The sequence below is a fragment of the Ramlibacter sp. GS1-15 genome, assembly GCF_057785015.1.
Genome location: NZ_JBYNTU010000001.1, coordinates 782,024 through 797,344 on the forward strand (window position 1 = coordinate 782,024; position 15,321 = coordinate 797,344).

Annotated in this window: 14 protein-coding genes; 4 read left to right on the forward strand and 10 right to left on the reverse strand. The window is 68.3% G+C overall.

All coding sequences use genetic code 11. The features are described 5' to 3' along the window. The first annotated feature begins 31 nt into the window (after nucleotides 1-31). Nucleotides 32-655, forward strand: coding sequence for a TetR/AcrR family transcriptional regulator (locus tag AC3EF3_RS03865; protein ID WP_488530835.1), 624 nt, complete (start codon nucleotides 32-34; stop codon nucleotides 653-655). A gap of 1 nt (nucleotide 656) precedes the next feature. On the opposite strand, the gene AC3EF3_RS03870 is transcribed toward AC3EF3_RS03865, so the two are convergent. From AC3EF3_RS03870 to AC3EF3_RS03880, 3 genes are read right to left on the reverse strand one after another with little or no spacing between them, the layout of a single operon-like run. Continuing rightward, nucleotides 657-2,039: a CoA-binding protein gene (locus AC3EF3_RS03870; RefSeq protein WP_488530836.1), complete on the reverse strand. Its 1,383-nt coding sequence runs from the start codon at nucleotides 2,037-2,039 to the stop codon at nucleotides 657-659. Then, nucleotides 2,036-3,502 (reverse strand): class I adenylate-forming enzyme family protein, encoded by a 1,467-nt coding sequence (locus AC3EF3_RS03875; RefSeq protein ID WP_488530837.1) that lies wholly within the window; start codon nucleotides 3,500-3,502, stop codon nucleotides 2,036-2,038. The genes AC3EF3_RS03870 and AC3EF3_RS03875 overlap by 4 nt, the downstream gene beginning before the upstream one ends. Beyond that, nucleotides 3,499-4,371 (reverse strand): SDR family oxidoreductase, encoded by an 873-nt coding sequence (locus tag AC3EF3_RS03880; RefSeq protein ID WP_488530838.1) that lies wholly within the window; start codon nucleotides 4,369-4,371, stop codon nucleotides 3,499-3,501. Before AC3EF3_RS03880 ends, AC3EF3_RS03875 begins: the two co-directional genes overlap by 4 nt. Nucleotides 4,372-4,513: 142 nt before the next feature. On the opposite strand from AC3EF3_RS03880, the gene AC3EF3_RS03885 reads away from it, so the two are divergent. The 3 genes from AC3EF3_RS03885 (at nucleotide 4,514) to AC3EF3_RS03895 (ending at nucleotide 7,827) form a co-directional block, all read left to right on the forward strand. Further along, complete coding sequence (locus AC3EF3_RS03885) at nucleotides 4,514-5,494, forward strand: Bug family tripartite tricarboxylate transporter substrate binding protein (RefSeq protein WP_488530839.1); 981 nt, start codon at nucleotides 4,514-4,516, stop codon at nucleotides 5,492-5,494. 668 nt (nucleotides 5,495-6,162) lie between these two features. Continuing rightward, entirely contained in the window at nucleotides 6,163-6,525 is a 363-nt protein-coding gene (locus tag AC3EF3_RS03890) for a hypothetical protein (protein WP_488530840.1), read from the forward strand. A 114-nt stretch (nucleotides 6,526-6,639) separates the two neighbouring features. Further along, the gene (locus tag AC3EF3_RS03895) at nucleotides 6,640-7,827 is read left to right on the forward strand and encodes a TIR domain-containing protein (protein ID WP_488530841.1); all 1,188 of its coding nucleotides are present in this window, start codon (nucleotides 6,640-6,642) and stop codon (nucleotides 7,825-7,827) included. Between the two features lie 411 nt (nucleotides 7,828-8,238). Here AC3EF3_RS03895 and AC3EF3_RS03900 read toward each other — a convergent pair whose 3' ends face one another. Genes AC3EF3_RS03900 through AC3EF3_RS03930 form a run of 7 tightly spaced genes read right to left on the reverse strand, consistent with a single transcriptional unit; the run spans nucleotide 8,239 to nucleotide 15,321 of the window. Beyond that, nucleotides 8,239-9,201 (reverse strand): Bug family tripartite tricarboxylate transporter substrate binding protein, encoded by a 963-nt coding sequence (locus tag AC3EF3_RS03900; RefSeq protein ID WP_488530842.1) that lies wholly within the window; start codon nucleotides 9,199-9,201, stop codon nucleotides 8,239-8,241. Continuing rightward, nucleotides 9,198-10,178, reverse strand: coding sequence for a Bug family tripartite tricarboxylate transporter substrate binding protein (locus AC3EF3_RS03905; protein WP_488530843.1), 981 nt, complete (start codon nucleotides 10,176-10,178; stop codon nucleotides 9,198-9,200). Before AC3EF3_RS03905 ends, AC3EF3_RS03900 begins: the two co-directional genes overlap by 4 nt. Beyond that, nucleotides 10,175-11,698 carry a class I adenylate-forming enzyme family protein gene (locus AC3EF3_RS03910; RefSeq protein ID WP_488530844.1) on the reverse strand — a complete coding sequence of 508 codons (1,524 nt, stop codon included), beginning with the start codon at nucleotides 11,696-11,698 and terminating at the stop codon, nucleotides 10,175-10,177. Before AC3EF3_RS03910 ends, AC3EF3_RS03905 begins: the two co-directional genes overlap by 4 nt. A 2-nt stretch (nucleotides 11,699-11,700) precedes the next feature. After that, complete coding sequence (locus AC3EF3_RS03915; protein WP_488530845.1) at nucleotides 11,701-12,855, reverse strand: acyl-CoA dehydrogenase family protein; 1,155 nt, start codon at nucleotides 12,853-12,855, stop codon at nucleotides 11,701-11,703. Further along, the gene (locus AC3EF3_RS03920; RefSeq protein ID WP_488530846.1) at nucleotides 12,852-14,027 is read right to left on the reverse strand and encodes a thiolase; all 1,176 of its coding nucleotides are present in this window, start codon (nucleotides 14,025-14,027) and stop codon (nucleotides 12,852-12,854) included. The genes AC3EF3_RS03915 and AC3EF3_RS03920 overlap by 4 nt, the downstream gene beginning before the upstream one ends. Continuing rightward, a complete protein-coding gene (locus AC3EF3_RS03925) occupies nucleotides 14,024-14,416 on the reverse strand; it encodes a Zn-ribbon domain-containing OB-fold protein (protein ID WP_488530847.1) in 393 nt (130 codons plus the stop codon). Before AC3EF3_RS03925 ends, AC3EF3_RS03920 begins: the two co-directional genes overlap by 4 nt. Beyond that, nucleotides 14,416-15,321 (reverse strand): SDR family NAD(P)-dependent oxidoreductase, encoded by a 906-nt coding sequence (locus AC3EF3_RS03930; protein WP_488533730.1) that lies wholly within the window; start codon nucleotides 15,319-15,321, stop codon nucleotides 14,416-14,418. Before AC3EF3_RS03930 ends, AC3EF3_RS03925 begins: the two co-directional genes overlap by 1 nt.

The window sequence follows — 15,321 nt, forward strand, 5'->3', positions numbered from 1 at the left end:
GCAGCCATCTTTCCACTGTTAACATGCCCCGATGGCCGCCCCGCCCGCCAAGCACTCCTACCACCACGGCAACCTGCGCGAGGAACTCGTGTCGCAGGGCCTGCGCATTCTCGAGACCGAAGGCCTGCCGGCGCTCACGATGCGCGAGATTGCCCGGCGCATCGGCGTGACGCAGACCGCGCCGCTGCACCACTTCGAGGGCAAGACGGGCCTGCTGGCGGCGATCGCGGCGCTCGGGTTCCGGATGCTGTTCGACGTGCGCATGGAGGCACTGAAAGGCCAGCGCGATCCCGCCGAGCGCCTGATGGCAGTGCTGCTGGCCTACGTCGAGTTCGCGCGGGCGCACCCTGCGCTGTTCCAGCTGATGCACGGCCCGGAGATCCCGGACAAGTCGGCATTCCCCGAGCTCAATGACGCGGCGATCCGTTCGTACAGCGTGCTGGAGACCGCGGTGGCCGACTACCTGCTGGCCAGCGAAGGATCGATGGAGCGCCGCCGCGAGGCGACGCTGGCGGCGTGGACCGCGTGCCACGGCCTGGCGCACATCATGACCAGCCCGCAGAACACGCCGACCTACGTGCTGCGCCGCGACCCGGCCGGCACCGCCCGGGCGATCTTCGAGATCTTCATGCGCGGGTTGGGCCGCGCGCGCTGAATCACGCCGACGCGCCGCGATGCGCGTGGTGGTCCTTGAGGGCCTCGATCGCCTGCGCTTCGCTGCTGAAGACGGCGATGCCTTGCGTGGCGAAGGCGGCGCGCACGCGCGGGTCCGGCGAGCTGAAGACGGCCGGCTTCGGCTGCGCGCGCAGCGCCTGCGCGGTGTCGGAGGCGAAGCGGGCGACGTCGTAACCCGTGCCCGCGATGGCGAGCAGGCTGAGCGCGACGGCGTCGCACGCCGCATCGCCCAGCACCGCCGACACGCTGCGCCCGAAGAGGGCGCTGTCGGCGAGCAGCATCGCCGTGAGGTCGACCGGGTTGCGGCTGCGCGAGAACGGAGGCAGCAGCGCGTCGAGCTGCGCGCGAGTTTCTTCGCCGAGGCGGGCCAGCGGCAGGCCGTGCGCGTCGCAGGCGTCGGCGGCGAGCACACAGGATGCCCCGCTGTTGCTGACCACGGCCACATTGGGCGTTGCGCCGGTGCGCAGCGGCGCCTCGGCCAGGTACAGCGGCACGCTGGCCGCCAGCTCCGGCAGGGTGGAGACGAGACGGCATCCGTGCGATTCGAACACGCGCGCGAGCGGGTCGCCGATGCCCGCCGAACCGGTGTGCCAGCCGGCCATGCGCGCGCCGCTCGCGCTGCGCGCCGCCGCGAGCACGAGCACGTGCACCCCGCGCGCCTTCGCCAGCGCGAGCGCTGCCGACAGGGCGGCGAAGTCGCGCACTTCCTCGAGATACAGCAGGACGACGCACACCTCGGCGTCATCCACGACGGCGGCGAGCAGATCGCTGGTCTCGATATCGGCCTGGTTGCCGGTGGCGCAGACGTAGCGCACGCCGATGCCGTTGTCGCGCAGGAGGGCGTAGGCCGACGCGCCCAGGGCGCCGCTTTGCGAGACGATCGCCACCGGCCCGTCCCGGGGCGCGAAGTCCTGGTAGATCGATGCGAACGACAGCACCGCGCCGCACGCGAAGTTGGCGCAGCCTATCGTGTTGGGGCCGAGCAGGCGCAGGCCGGCCGCGCGCGCTTCGTCGACCAGATGCTGCTCCACCTGGCGGCCCTCGGCGCCCAGCTCGGCGAAGCCGGAGGGAAAGAGCACCGCGCCTTTCGCGCCGGCGCGCACGCATTCGCGCACCTGCTCGAGCGCCGCGGCGGCCGGCATCGACAGGATCACGCAGTCGGGCGCCTGCGGCAAGGCGCGCAGGGAGTCGTAGGATTCGACGCCTTGCACCAGGCCGCCGCGCTGGTTGACCGGAAAAATCGCGCCGGCGAAGCCGTGCTTGCGCAGGTAGTGCAGCGGGCGGCCGCCGACCTTGTTGATGTCGTTCGAGGCGCCGACGATGGCGACGCTGCGCGGGCGCAACAGGCAATCGATGGCGCTCATCGGATGACCTCGGCGCCCGCGGCGGCCAGCAACTGCCTGAGCGCGGGCTTGAGCAGCTTGCCGGTGCTCGAAGCCGGAAGGTGCTCCATCACGTGCCAGCGATGGGGGATCTTGTACGGCGCGAGCCGGCCACGCAGGAACTGTTCGAGGGCGGCCAGGTCGATCTTCGCAGCGGCTTGCGGCTCGATGAAGGCGACGACTTCCTCGTCGCCGTCCACCGCGCGCCCGAGCACGGCGCACTGGCCCACACCCGGCCAAGCGCCGATGGCGGCCTCGACTTCCGCCGGGTACACGTTGAAGCCGCCGCGGATGATCATGTCCTTGATGCGCCCGACGATGGACAGGTCGCCCTCCGGGCTGAACACGCCGATATCGCCCGTGTGCAGCCAGCCTTGCGCGTCGATGGCCGCGCGGGTCTGCCCGGGATCGCGGAAGTAGCCCTTCATCACGTTCGGTCCGCGGATGCAGACTTCGCCGCGGGTGCCGGACGCGACGTCCCGGCCCGCCTCATCGCGCAGCACGACCTCGATGCCGGGAATCGGCCAGCCGGCCGTCACGTCGGATGGGGGCGGGTGGCCGAAGGTGCGGGTCGCGGCCGGGGCCGATTCGGTCAGGCCGTAGCCATGGTGCAGGCGAATGCCCAACAGGGCCTCGGTCTGCGCCTTCTTGGTCGCGTCGATCTGCGAGCCGCCGATATACGCCATGCGCAAGCGGTTCGGCGTGAGCACGACGGCGTGCTGAGCGGACCACTCGACCAGCCGTGCATACATGGCGGGCACGCCCTGGAACACGGTGATGCCCTCGTGCAGGATGGCGTGCGCGAGCTTCCCCGCGCTGAAGCGCGTCGCAAGATGGAAGGTCGCGCCTGCGCGCAGCCCGCACAGCAGCGCAGAGATCAGGCCGAAGGAATGCGAGAGGGGCAGCGCATGGAAGATGCGGTCGCCGGGCAGGAGCACGCGCTGCGCGAGCGACGCGCCGGTGACGAACTCCATGTTCGCGTGCGTCAGCATCACGCCCTTGGGTGTTCCGGTGCTGCCCGACGTGTAGAGCATGAGTGCCACATCTCCGGCGTCGGGCTCGGGCGCGACGTTGCCGCCGCCCTGCGCGTCGTGGCGCCGGGCATGCGCGAGCGCGTCGGGCGAGGCCGGCGAAAAGTACTTCAGGCGAGGTTCGCAGTGGGCGCAGATCGCATCGATCTCGCCGGGCGCCATGCGTGCGTTGAGCGGCACGGCCCACGCGCCGGCACGGATCGCGCCGAGCAAGGCCACCGCCATGTCGATCGTGTTCTCGCCGACGAGCACGATGCGTTCGCCCGCGCCGACGCCGAGCTGGCCGAAGCGCCGCGCTTCATCGCTGATGCGTGCGTCGAGCTCGCCATACGTCAGCGTCTCGCCGCCTTCCGCCACCAGCGCGATGACGCCGGGCGCGATCGCGCGAACGTATTCGTCCACGCGCAAGGTCATGCCCGCTGCTCCCGGTCGGCGCCGTCGTGCCGGCGGATCGCCTCGCGCATGGCGGCCCACTGTTCGTCGCTGAGTTCGGCGAGCTCGGTGAACGATGCGCCGTTCTGGTAGTGGCCGGCGCCGTCGATCGCGATCGTCTCGCCCGTGAGCCACTCCACGCCGTCGGCCATCAGGAACACGGCCAGGTTCTGCAGCTCGCTCATGCGGCCGACCCGGTTCATCGGGTTGCGCACCACGCCGTCCTTCCATTCCTCGGCGGGCGAGAGCCGCTTGTTCGCGCCCTCGGTGGGGAAGATGCCCGGCGCGATCGCGTTCAGGCGGATGCCGTAGCGCCCCCACTCGACGGCGAGCGACTTCGTCATCACGTCGATGCCGGCCTTCGACATCGCCGAAGGCACCACGAAGGGCGCGCCGGTGCGCACCCAGGTGACCACGATAGAGACCACCGAGCCGCGGTGCCCGTCCGCGATCCAGCGCTTGCCGACGGCCTGCGTGACGTAGAACGTGCCGTGCAGCACGATGTTGGCGACCGCGTCGAAGCCGCGCGGCGACAGATCCTGCGTGCGGCTGATGAAGTTGCCCGCCGCGTTGTTCACCAGGCCGTCGATCGGGCCGCCGTCGTCCCAGATGGCGTCGACCATGCGCTGCACCGCGCCCGCATCGCGGATGTCCAGGGCGTGCGTCTTGACCGAGCCGCCGTGCTCCGCCATCAGTTGCGCCGCGGTTTCCTCGAGCACGACAGCGCGGCGCCCGCAGATGTAGAGCTGGGCGCCCAGCGCCAGATAGCGGGCGGCAATCTCGCGCCCCAGGCCCGAGCCGCCGCCCGTCACCAGGATGCGCTTGCCGGCCAGCAGGCCGTTTTGGAACATGGTCGTGTCTCCAGGAACTTATCTGATCGGTGTAAAGATGAGCGTCGGATCGGTTCGGGTAAATACCGAGGCGGCGCGATTGGCATCATAACTGATCACCGTTAAGATGCAAGCCATTCCATCCCGCCAGTCGAGGCAGCCCATGAGCTCCGTGCAGTTTCCGCTTCGCCGCCGCCACCTGCTCGGCGCCGCCGCGCTCGCCGCCGCGTTGCCGGCATTCGCGCAGGACGCGTTTCCCAGGAAGCCGATCCGCCTCGTCGTGCCGTACCCGCCGGGCGGCACCACCGACGTGCAGGGACGCCTGATCGCGCAGAAGCTGCAGGAGCAGAGCGGCGTGTCCGTCGTGGTGGACAACCGTGCCGGCGCGGGCGGCAACATCGGCGTCGACCTCGTGCTCAAGGCGCCGCGCGACGGCACGACCGTGGGCATCACGGCGATGAACTCGTTCGCCATCAACCCGCTGCTCACGAAGAAGCTGCCTTACGACGTGGCACGCGACGTGCAGCCGATCACGCTGGTCGGCAGCATGCCGAACATCGTCGCCGTCCACCCGGATGTGCCGGTGCACAACGTGCGCGAACTGGTCGCGTACGCCAAGTCGCACGACGTGACCTACGCCTCGCCGGGCGCGGGCACCTCGGTGCACCTGGCGGCCGAGATGATGGCCGACGCCCTCGGGATCAAGATTCGCCACATCCCGTACCGCGGCGACGCGCCCGCGCTGCAGGACGTGCTGGGCGGGCGCGTGCCCGTGATGATGGCCAACCTGCCGGGCGCGATCGAGCACGTCCGGGCGGGCAAGCTGCGCGCCGTTGCCGTCACGTCGGCAAAACGCGCGGCGCTGCTGCCGGATGTCCCCACCATCGCCGAGTCCGGCGTGCCGGGGTTCGACGTGAAGGCGTTCTTCGCGCTCTTCACGGCGCGCGGCGTGCCCGCCGACGTAGTCGCGGCGCTCAATCGCGAATTCGTGCGAGCGATCAACAACGCCGACGTGCGCAAGAAGCTCGCCCAGTTCGGAATCGACGCGGCGGGCTCGTCGGTCGAGGCCGCCACCGCGCTCATCTACCTCGAATCGCGCAAGTGGGCGCCGATCGTCGCGAAGACGGGCGTCACCTGGGACTGACTGTCACCCCGGCGCAGGCCGGGGTCGCTGGCGTTTAGTTTTCTTTCGTGCTGATTTCGCCTCCGGGTCAGCTCGCGTCAGGCGGCACCCGGCAGCCGTCCTGGTGTGACGATCCGCGCTGATCGCGCGGATTTCGCAGCCCCCTTGCGCCGCCGCGTCTAACGCGGCCGAACTCGCTGCGCGATGGGCGGGGCCCCACAGCCCCACCCATCGCTGCGCTCAAACAACGGCCGCGAGTCAGATTGGAAACGCTTGCGCGCTTCGCGCTACCGGCGCTTGCGCCGCGGCGGCTCGGGGTCTGCCGTCACAAGGCGCGTCTGCCGGGTGCCGCCTGACGCGAGCGGAGGTATCGTGTCCGAACTGGCCCGATTCGTCACTCCGGCGGGGGTCGGAGGACCATCGCGGTCGGCACGGCCTGCCACGCCTCTAGAGTCACGGATAACACCAAAGTCCAGGTGTTATGCCGCACTTCCGTGCGGCATAACACTGCGGGCTAACAACATCGAAGGATGGTGTGCGAGATCGACGGCTGATATAACTCAGCGGCTTGCACGCGAAATTGAAGCGAGGCTTCCGTGTTTATTCCGCAGTGTTATTCCGCACTGGCCGGTTGTGGCTTATATCCAAGTTAGGCAGCGCGAAAACCAGCTGAGTGCAGAGAGGCCGCCATGGACGAGTCCCCGCAGGTTGCACAGTCCGCTAGTCCGAGTGCTCCGCAGCCGAAGCGCTGGTGGGAGGATGACAACTTCCCGTACAGCGCTCCATGGTGGCTTCGTTATCCTGGCGGCGTTGCCGTGTTTTACGCTGCCTTTGAATTTGGCTTCACGTCGGAGCGCAAGGCGGGCTGGGTCTTCGGTCTACTCCTGTCCATCATCGGTCTCGGTCTTCTGCGCGAGCTATTCCTCGGCATCGTCCTGGCTGTTATCGTCGGTGGCGTGCTCTGGGCTGTTGGCGCTGCGATCGCCGCACTTCCAGTCAGCGTTGCCATCATCATTGGTGCAATGATCATCGCCAACTCGAATCGCCGATGAACGCTCTGCCTAACAGATTGTTCGACGCGGACAGCCAAAGCTGTCCGCGCCAGTGGCGCTCTTGTTCTTTGGCCGCCGGTCAACTCCGACGTTAGCTTTCCGAGGGGGATCTCCATGGCACGAGTTGCGCCAAAGAAGAAGTCTGCGAAAGCGCCCGCCGCAAAACGGGTTTACGTCAAGCAGTCAGATGTTCCGCTTACGTCGCTTGACTACGCGTTGCGAATGCCGCAGGCGATCTTCGATCACTATGCAGGTAAGCCTGCGACACCTTTGCAGGTCGCGAAAGCTGTTGAGATGGACCCCAAGGGTTCACAAATACGGGTGCTTTCGGGCGCTGCGATTGCTTTCGGACTTGTCGAGGGCGGCGCTCAGGCGAGTTCTATATCAGTGACCGATCTTGCCCGACGGATATTGCGCCCGCGTCAAGAGGGCGAAGATGCGCAGGCTAAGCGCGAGGCAGTACTTCGCCCGCGCGTTTTTGGAGACTTCCTGCGTCAATATGACGGCAATGCGTTTCCCCGGCACGACATCGCTCTCAATGTTCTGGAGGACATGGGGGTGCCTCGCGCGAAGGCCGCAGAAGTGCTCGAAAGGATAGAGGCAAGCGCGAAGTCTGTCGGTTTCATCGAAGAAATCAAGGGAAAGACGTATGTCACCCTGCAAGGTGCAGCCGTTCCGAGCAAGGAGGAAAGTGCTGAAAGCAATGGCGGAGAAGAAGCCGACGGCGAGGAGGCAGCACCGCCAGCCGCTCCAGTAGCAACTGTCCAGACCCGCACTGCGACTCCATCTCCCGCAATTGAACCGCGAAGTGCAACTCTTACTGCCGCCATCGCAGATGACCAACGCCGCCGCCGGGTCTTCATAACTCACGGCAAGAACCGCGATCTCGTTGACCCTATTCGCAAATTGTTGGAGTACGGCGAGCTTGAACCCGTGATCTCGGTGGAACGCCAGTCCGTATCGAAGCCCGTGCCTGAGAAGGTGATGGACGACATGCGGGGCTCGGGTGCGGCAATCATCCATGTCGACGCGGACAAGACGATCGTTGATAAGGATGGGACCGAGCACGTCCTGCTCAATCCGAACGTTCTGATTGAGATTGGTGCCGCGATGGCCTTTTATGGTCGGCGCTTCATTCTTCTGGTGCGCGATGGCGTTAAGTTGCCCTCAAACCTTCAAGGTTTGTATGAGGTTCGGTACTCGGGAGACAACCTGGACGCGCACGCCACAATCAAGCTTCTTGAAGCGATAAAGGACATCAAGAATTACTCGCTGCCTACCGAAGCGGCAGCTGAAAGCTAGCATGCCAATCGACGGGGACGCCCGGCGACGTGGGCGTCGTCGTAATGCATTCCGACGATGCTCCCGCTCGCGTCAGGCGGCACCCGGCAGACGCGCCTTGTGACGGCAGACCCCGAGCCGCCGCGGCGCAAGCGCCGGTAGCGCGAAGCGCGCAAGCGTTTCCAATCTGACTCGCGGCCGTTGTTTGAGCGCAGCGATGGGTGGGGCTGTGGGGCCCCGCCCATCGCGCAGCGAGTTCGGCCGCGTTAGACGCGGCGGCGCAAGGGGGCTGCGAAATCCGCGCGATCAGCGCGGATCGTCACACCAGGACGGCTGCCGGGTGCCGCCTGACGCGAGCTACCCCGGAGGCGAAATCAACGAGTAGCGGAGAGGAAAAGCCACCGACCCCGGCCTGCGCCGGGGTGACATCCGCTAGTCGATCGTGATCCCCTTCGTCACCGTTGCCCACATCGCGCGTTCCTTCGCCGCCTGCGCGGCGAGCGTCTGCGCGTCGCCGGGCCAGCGGTCGAAGCCATGTTCGGTGAACAGCACCTTGAGGTCGTCGCTGGCCAGCGCCTTCTTCGTCGCCTCGGCGTAGCGTTGCGCGAGCTGCGGCGACATCTTCGGCGGGCCGTACAGGCCGAACCAGCCGACCACCTCGTAATTGGGCAGGCCCGATTCGCGCATCGTCGGCACGTCGGGGAGGGAAGGGTTGCGCTCCTTGCTCGTCACGGCGAGGGCGCGCACGCGGCCGCTGGTGATGTAGTTGCGCGCGGTGCTGACGATGTCGAACATCATCTGGATCTGGCCGCCGATCACGTCGGTCATCGCGGGAGCATTGCCCTTGTACGGCACGTGCACCAGCTGCGTCTGCGTCTGCGCCGCGAGCAGCTCGCCGCTCAGGTGGTTCGAGGCGCCGACGCCGGCCGAGCCGTAACTCAGTTTGCCCGGATGCGCTTTCGCATAGGCGATGAGCTCCTGCATGGTCTTGAACGGCAGCTCCTTGTTCACCACCAGCGCGTTGGCGTAGCTCACCAGCGGCATGATGGGCGTGAGCTCGGTCGCCGGGTCGAACGCCATCTTCTTCATGACGTTCGGCGCGATCGTGATCGTCGGGCTTGCGGCGAAGAAGAGCGTGAGCCCGTCGTTCGGGCCTTTCGCGACGGCGGCGCCGGCGATGGCGCCCGAGGCGCCGGGCTTGTTTTCGACGATCACGGTGGTGCCCAGCTCGCGCGCGAACACCGGCGCGAACAGGCGCGCGGCCATGTCCACCGGCCCGCCGGCGGCGTAGCCGACGACCAGGTGCACGGGCTGCGATTGCGCGAACACCGTCGCGCCGCAGGAGAAGAGGGCGGCGCTCAGCGCCAGGGTGCGAATGAAGGTGGTGCGTTTCATGGCGTGAGCTTGATGTTGGCTTCCTTGGCGATCCGGGCGTAGATGGCAGCGTCGCTCTTGAGGATCTTCTGCATCTCGTCGGGCTTGCCGCCGGCCACCTGCAGGCCGAGCGATTCGATCTTGGCGGTCACGTCCGGCAGGCGCAGGATGCGGTTGATCTCGGTCGACATCTTCTGCACGATCGGGTCGGGCGTCGCGGCCGGCAGGAACACGCCGAACCAGCCGTAGGGCTCGAACTGCTTGTAGCCCAGCTCCTGGAAGGTCGGCACGTCGGGCAGGCCCGGCATGCGCTGAGTGCCCGTCACCGCGAGCGGGCGGATGCTCTTGAGGTGCGGGCGCGCCGACGCGCTGTCGATGAAGGCCGAGGGCACTTGGCTGCCGACCAGGTTGGTGATGAGCGGCGCCGATCCGGCGAAGGGCACCATGGTCATGTCCAGGCCGGCCTGCGAATTGAGCAGCGCGCCCTGAATGTGCGCCGACGTGCCCGCGCCGTAGGTGCCGAAGCTGCCGTACTTGGTGGGGTTCGACTTCGCCAGCGCGATGTAGTCCTTCAGACTCCTGGCGGGCGAATCGAGCGGCACCGCGAACATGCTGGGGCTGCGCGCGATCATCGTCACCGGCGCGAAGTCCTTCAGCGGGTCGTAGCTGAGCTTGTCCATCATCGCGGGCTGCTGGATCAGCGCCGTGATGCCGACCAGCACCGTGTAGCCGTCGGGTGCGGCCTTCGCGACCAGGCCGTTGCCGATGGTGCCGGCCGCCCCCGCCTTGTTCTCGACGATCACCGTCTGGTTCCACGCCTCGCCCAGCTTCTGGCCGACGGTGCGCGCGAGCACGTCGGTGGCCCCGCCCGCGGGGTAAGGCACGACGAACTTGATCTGCTGGCTGGGGTACGCGGCGTTCTGCGCGAAGGCGGCCGGCAGCAGCAGCGCCGCCGACGCCAGCGCGAGGGCCGCGCGGCGGATCGGGTAAAAGGTCATGGGCTTGTCTCCTCGGGGGTGGGTGAGAGTTCGCGCAGCAGCTCGCGCTTGAGGACCTTGCCGCTGGCCGTCATCGGCATGGCCGGCACGACCTCGATGCGCGCGGGCTGCTTGTAGGGCGCGAGCTGCCGGCGCAGGTGCGACTGCAGCGCGGGCCGGTCGAGCGCCGCGCCCGGGCGCAGTTCGATGAAGGCGATCACTTCCTCGTTGCCGTCGGCCTCGGGCCGGCCGACCACGGCGCTGCGCTGCACGCCGGCGAAGGCGTTGATCGCGGCCTCGACTTCGCCCGGGTACACGTTGAAGCCCGAGCGGATGATCATCTCCTTCAGCCGATCGACCACGCGCAGCGCGCCGTCGGCCGTCACCTCGCCGATGTCGCCGCTCGCGTACCAGCCGCCCTCCTTGATCACCGCGTGCGTGGCCGCCTCGTCGCGGAAGTAGCCCGGCATCAGGCCGCGGCCGCGCAGCCAGATCTCGCCGCGCCGGCCCGCGGGCTGGTCGGCGCCCGTGGCCGGATCGACGATGCGGTACTCGGCGCCTTCGAGCAGGTGGCCGGCGGCCGTGTCGCCGCGCTGTTCGTTCAGGCGCGTCACGCACACCGAGCCGGCGTACTCCGACAGGCCGTAGCCGTGGTGCAGCGGCAGGCCGAAGGCCGCTTCGATGCGGCGCTTCATGGTCGCGTCGAGCGGGCCGGCGCCGGTGTAGAGGTAGCGCAGCTGCCGCGCGGGCGGATGCGCGATGCCCAGTTCGTCCATGTGCGCAAGCAGGCGCGAGAAGATCGTCGGCGGCCCCTGCAGCTGCGAGACGCCGTGATTGGCCAGCGCGTCCAGCACGTCGGCCGCATCGAAGCGGCTGCGCATCACCAGGCTCGCGCCCGCGTACAGGCTGGCCATCAGCACCGTGCCCAGCCCGAAGATGTGCGTCATCGGCAGGCAGGCGTAGGAGCGGTCGGCCGGGCCGAGCTCGCGCGACTGTGCGGAGACGCGGCCGAAATGCGTGACGCCGTCGTGCGTCATCATCACGCCCTTGGGCGTGCCGGTGGTGCCCGAGGTGAAGATGATCGCGCCGACGCGGCTGGCGAGCGGCTCGGGTTCCACGGTGGCGTGCACGCGCGTGTCGGTGCGCATCAGGCCGGCGACGGCGGACTCGCGCGCGTGCAGGCGCAAGGCGTGCGTGCGCGCGGCGGGCGACACGGCCGACGTGAAGTAGCACAGCCGCGCGTCGGCCTTGGCATCGAACGCGTCGATCTCGCCGGGCGCCATGCGCGCGTTGACGCCGCACGACCAGGCGCCGACGCGGCTGCAGGCGATGATCAGTGCGACGTGCTGCGGGCAGTTCTCCGCCACGATCAGCACGCGGTCGCCGGGGCGCACGCCTTGTTCGCGCAGCTCGCGCTCGGCAGTGTCGACCAGGAAGCCGAGCCCGCCGAAGGTCCAGTTCGCGTCCTTCTCGCGGATGAAGACGCGGTCCGGCTCGCGCGCGAGCCAGGCATCGAACAGTGTGTGGATGCGCGAGGCCATGGTCAGCGCTGCGCCTGCCTGATCATGTTGCGCGCGATCACGATCTGCTGGATCTGGCTGGTGCCTTCGTACAGGCGGAACAGGCGCACGTCGCGGTAGAAGCGCTCGATGCCGTAGTCGGCGATGTAGCCGGCGCCGCCGAAGATCTGCACCGCGCGGTCGGCCACGCGGCCGCACATCTCGGTGGCGAACAATTTGCAGCACGAGGCTTCGGTCGAGACGTTCTGGCCGTCGTCGCGCTTGCGGGCGGCGTCGATCACCATCGATTTCGCGGCGTAGATCTCGGCCTGGCTGTCGGCGAGCATCGCCTGCACCAGCTGGAATTCCGCGATCGGCTGGCCGAACTGCTTGCGCTCGATGGCGTAGTTCAGCGCGTCGCCCAGCATGCGCTCGGCCGCGCCGACGGCCAGCGCCGCGATGTGGATGCGGCCCTTCTCGAGCACCTTCATCGCGGTCTTGAAGCCCTGGCCTTCCTTCAGCCCGATCACCTGCGAGGCCGGCACCTTGCAGTTCTCGAAGATCACGTCGGCGGTGTGCGCGCCTTTCTGGCCCATCTTCCTGTCGCGCTTGCCGATGGTGATGCCCGGCGTGCCGCGCTCGACGATGAACGCCGTCACGCCGCCCGGGCCCTTGTCCTCGGGGTTCGTGCGCGCCATCAGCGTGAAGATGCCGGCGTGCGGCGCGTTGGTGATGAAGCGCTTGGTGCCGTTGACGACGTAGAAGTCGCCGTCGCGGATCGCCGTCGTGCGCAGCGACGCGGCGTCGGAGCCGGCCCCGGGTTCGGTCAGCGCGAAGGAGGCGATCAGCTCGCCGGTCGCGAGCTTCGGCAGGTATTTCTTCTTCTGCGCCTCGGTGCCGTCCAGCAGGATGCCTTGCGAGCCGATGCCCACCGTGGTGCCGAAGAGCGAGCGGAACGCCGGCGAGGTCCGGCCCATGGCCATGATCACCCGCGACTCCTCCTCCATCGTCAGGCCCAGGCCGCCGTACTCCTCGGGAATCGTCAGGCCGAACAGGCCCAGGTCCTTCATCTCGCGAACGATGTCGTCGGGGATCTCGTCGGTCTCGGCGACGACGGGCTCGGCCGGCACGAGCCGCTCGCGCACGAAGCGCTCGACCGAGTCGAGCAGGGCCTGCAGGGTTTCGGGGTCTCTGATCACAGTGTCTCCTCCGTTCCCAAAATCGCCGTCGACTGGCTCGACAGCGTGCCGCCGTTGCCGTGGGCGAGCGCGGTCCGCGCGCCCTTGATCTGCCGGTCGCCGCCTTCGCCGCGCAGCTGCCGCACGGCCTCGATCAGCGCGAAGATGCCGTACATGCCGGGGTGCGTGCACGACAGGCCCCCGCCGTTGGTGTTCACCGGCAGCTTGCCGCCGGGCGCGATCGTCCCGTTCTCGACGAAGCGGCCGCCTTCGCCCTTGGGGCAGAAGCCGAGGTCCTCGAGGAACAGGATGGTGTTGATGGTGAAGGCGTCGTACAGCTCCAGCACGTCGATGTCGGAGGGCTTCAAGCCCGCCATCGCGAACGCCTCGGCGCCCGATTGCTTCGCGCAGGTCACGGTGAGGTCGCGCATCGCGGAGATCTGGCGGTTCCACACGGCAGTCGCATTGCCCAGCACGTACACCGGCTTCTTCGGCAGCGACTTCGCGCGCTCCGCGCTCACCAGCACATAAGCGCCGCCGCCATCGGTCACCAGGCAGCAGTCGCGCACGGTGAGCGGGTCCGACACCATGCGCGACTTCAGCACGTCCTCGCGCGTGAGCGGATCGCGCATGAAGGCTTCGGGATTGAGCCGCGCCCAGGCGCGCGCCGCGACGGCGACGTCGGCCAGCTGCTCGCGCGTCGTGCCGAACTCGTGCATGTGGCGCGAGGCGGCGAGCGCGTAGGCCGACGGCGGCAGCATCGGCTCGTACGGATGCTCGTAGGGCTGCGGGTCGACGAACTTGCGCAGCTGGCCGATCTCGCGGCGGCCCAGCGTGCTGGTGCGCTGCGCGCTGCCGTAGCAGACCAGCACGGCGCTGCACCGGCCCGAGCGGATCGCCTGCATCGCCGGCAGCAGGTGCGCGATGAAACTGGAGCCGCCGACCATGGTGCCGTCGATGTAGCGCGGGTTCAGGCCCAGGTACTCGATCACCGGCATGGTCCACATCGAGGCGCCGGCACTGGCGGTGCAGAGGCCGTCGATGTCGCTCATCTTCAGCCCCGCATCGGCGACCGCGGCGTGCGCCGAGCGCGCCAGCAGCTCCATGTCGGTGAAGCCGGGCGACTCGCCGTTTCCGAAGGTGCCGACGCCGACGATGGCGGCGCTGCCGCGCAGGTCTTTCAGGGAAGTCATGGGGCGGCTCCTTCGATCGGGTCGAACAGCACCAGGCCCTTGCCGTCCTTGACCTGCACGCGCGCCTTCACGCGCCGGCCGATCTTCACGGCATCGGGCGCGAGCTGCTCGACGCGGCTCATGAGGCGCACGCCTTCGTCCAGGTCGACGAGCGAGACATTGATGTCGCCGCCGTCGGCGGGCTTGCGCCGCACGGTGGTCACGGCGTACACGGTCCCCGTGCCCTTGGGCGCGGTCCATTCGAGGGCGGCGCTGCCGCAATGGGGGCAGACTTCGCGCGGGTAGTACAGGTGCTTGCCGCAGCCAGTGCAGCGCTGGATCAGGAAGCGCCCGGCCGCGAGCTCGAGCTGGTGGAAGGCCTCGACGCCTTGGGGTTCGGTCGTGGTCATCAGATCGGGTCCCAGGAAAACACGTCGCCGCTGCGCTCCAGGCCGAAGAAGCTTGCCTTCAGCGCCGGCAGGGCCTGCGCGGCCACCGTTTCCGGCGTCCAGCCTTCGCTGCGATGCACCGAGCGCACCGGGCGCGGCTGGCTCATCAGGAAGATCTCGTTGTTGCGCACGGCGAAGATCTGGCCGTTGACGTCTTTCGCGGCGTCGCTCGCCAGGCAGACGGCCAATGGCGCGATCTTGGCGGGCGTCATCTGCTTCATGCGTTCGACGCGCGCCTTCTCGGCGTCGGTCTCGGTCGGGATCGAGCCGATCATGCGGCTCCACGCGAACGGCGAGATGCAGTTGGAGCGCACGTTGAACTTCTGCATGTCCAGCGCGATGGACTTCGACAGCGCCGCGATGCCCAGTTTGGCGGCGGCGTAGTTCGCCTGGCCGTAGTTGCCGACCAGGCCCGAGGTCGAGGTCATGTGCACGTAGCAGCCGCTTTCCTGTTCCTTGAAGTGCGGCGCGGCGGCGCGGCTCACGTAGAAGCTGCCGTACAGGTGCACCTTGATCACGGCATCCCACTCTTCCGGGCTCATCTTGTGGAAGAAGCGGTCGCGCAGGATGCCGGCGTTGTTGACGATCACGTCGATGCGGCCGAACGCCTCCAGCGCCGTGCCGACGATGCGCGCGGCACTCGCCTGCTCCGACACGCTGTCGGTGTTGGCGACCGCCTGGCCGCCGAGCGCCTTGATCTCGTTGACCACCGACTGCGCCGGCCCCGCGTCCTTGCCCTCGCCGGCAACCGACGCGCCGATGTCGTTGACGACGACCTTCGCGCCCTCGCGTGCCATGGCCAGCGCGATGTCGCGCCCGATGCCGCCGCCTGCGCCCGTGACGACGACGACCTTGCCTTCCACCAT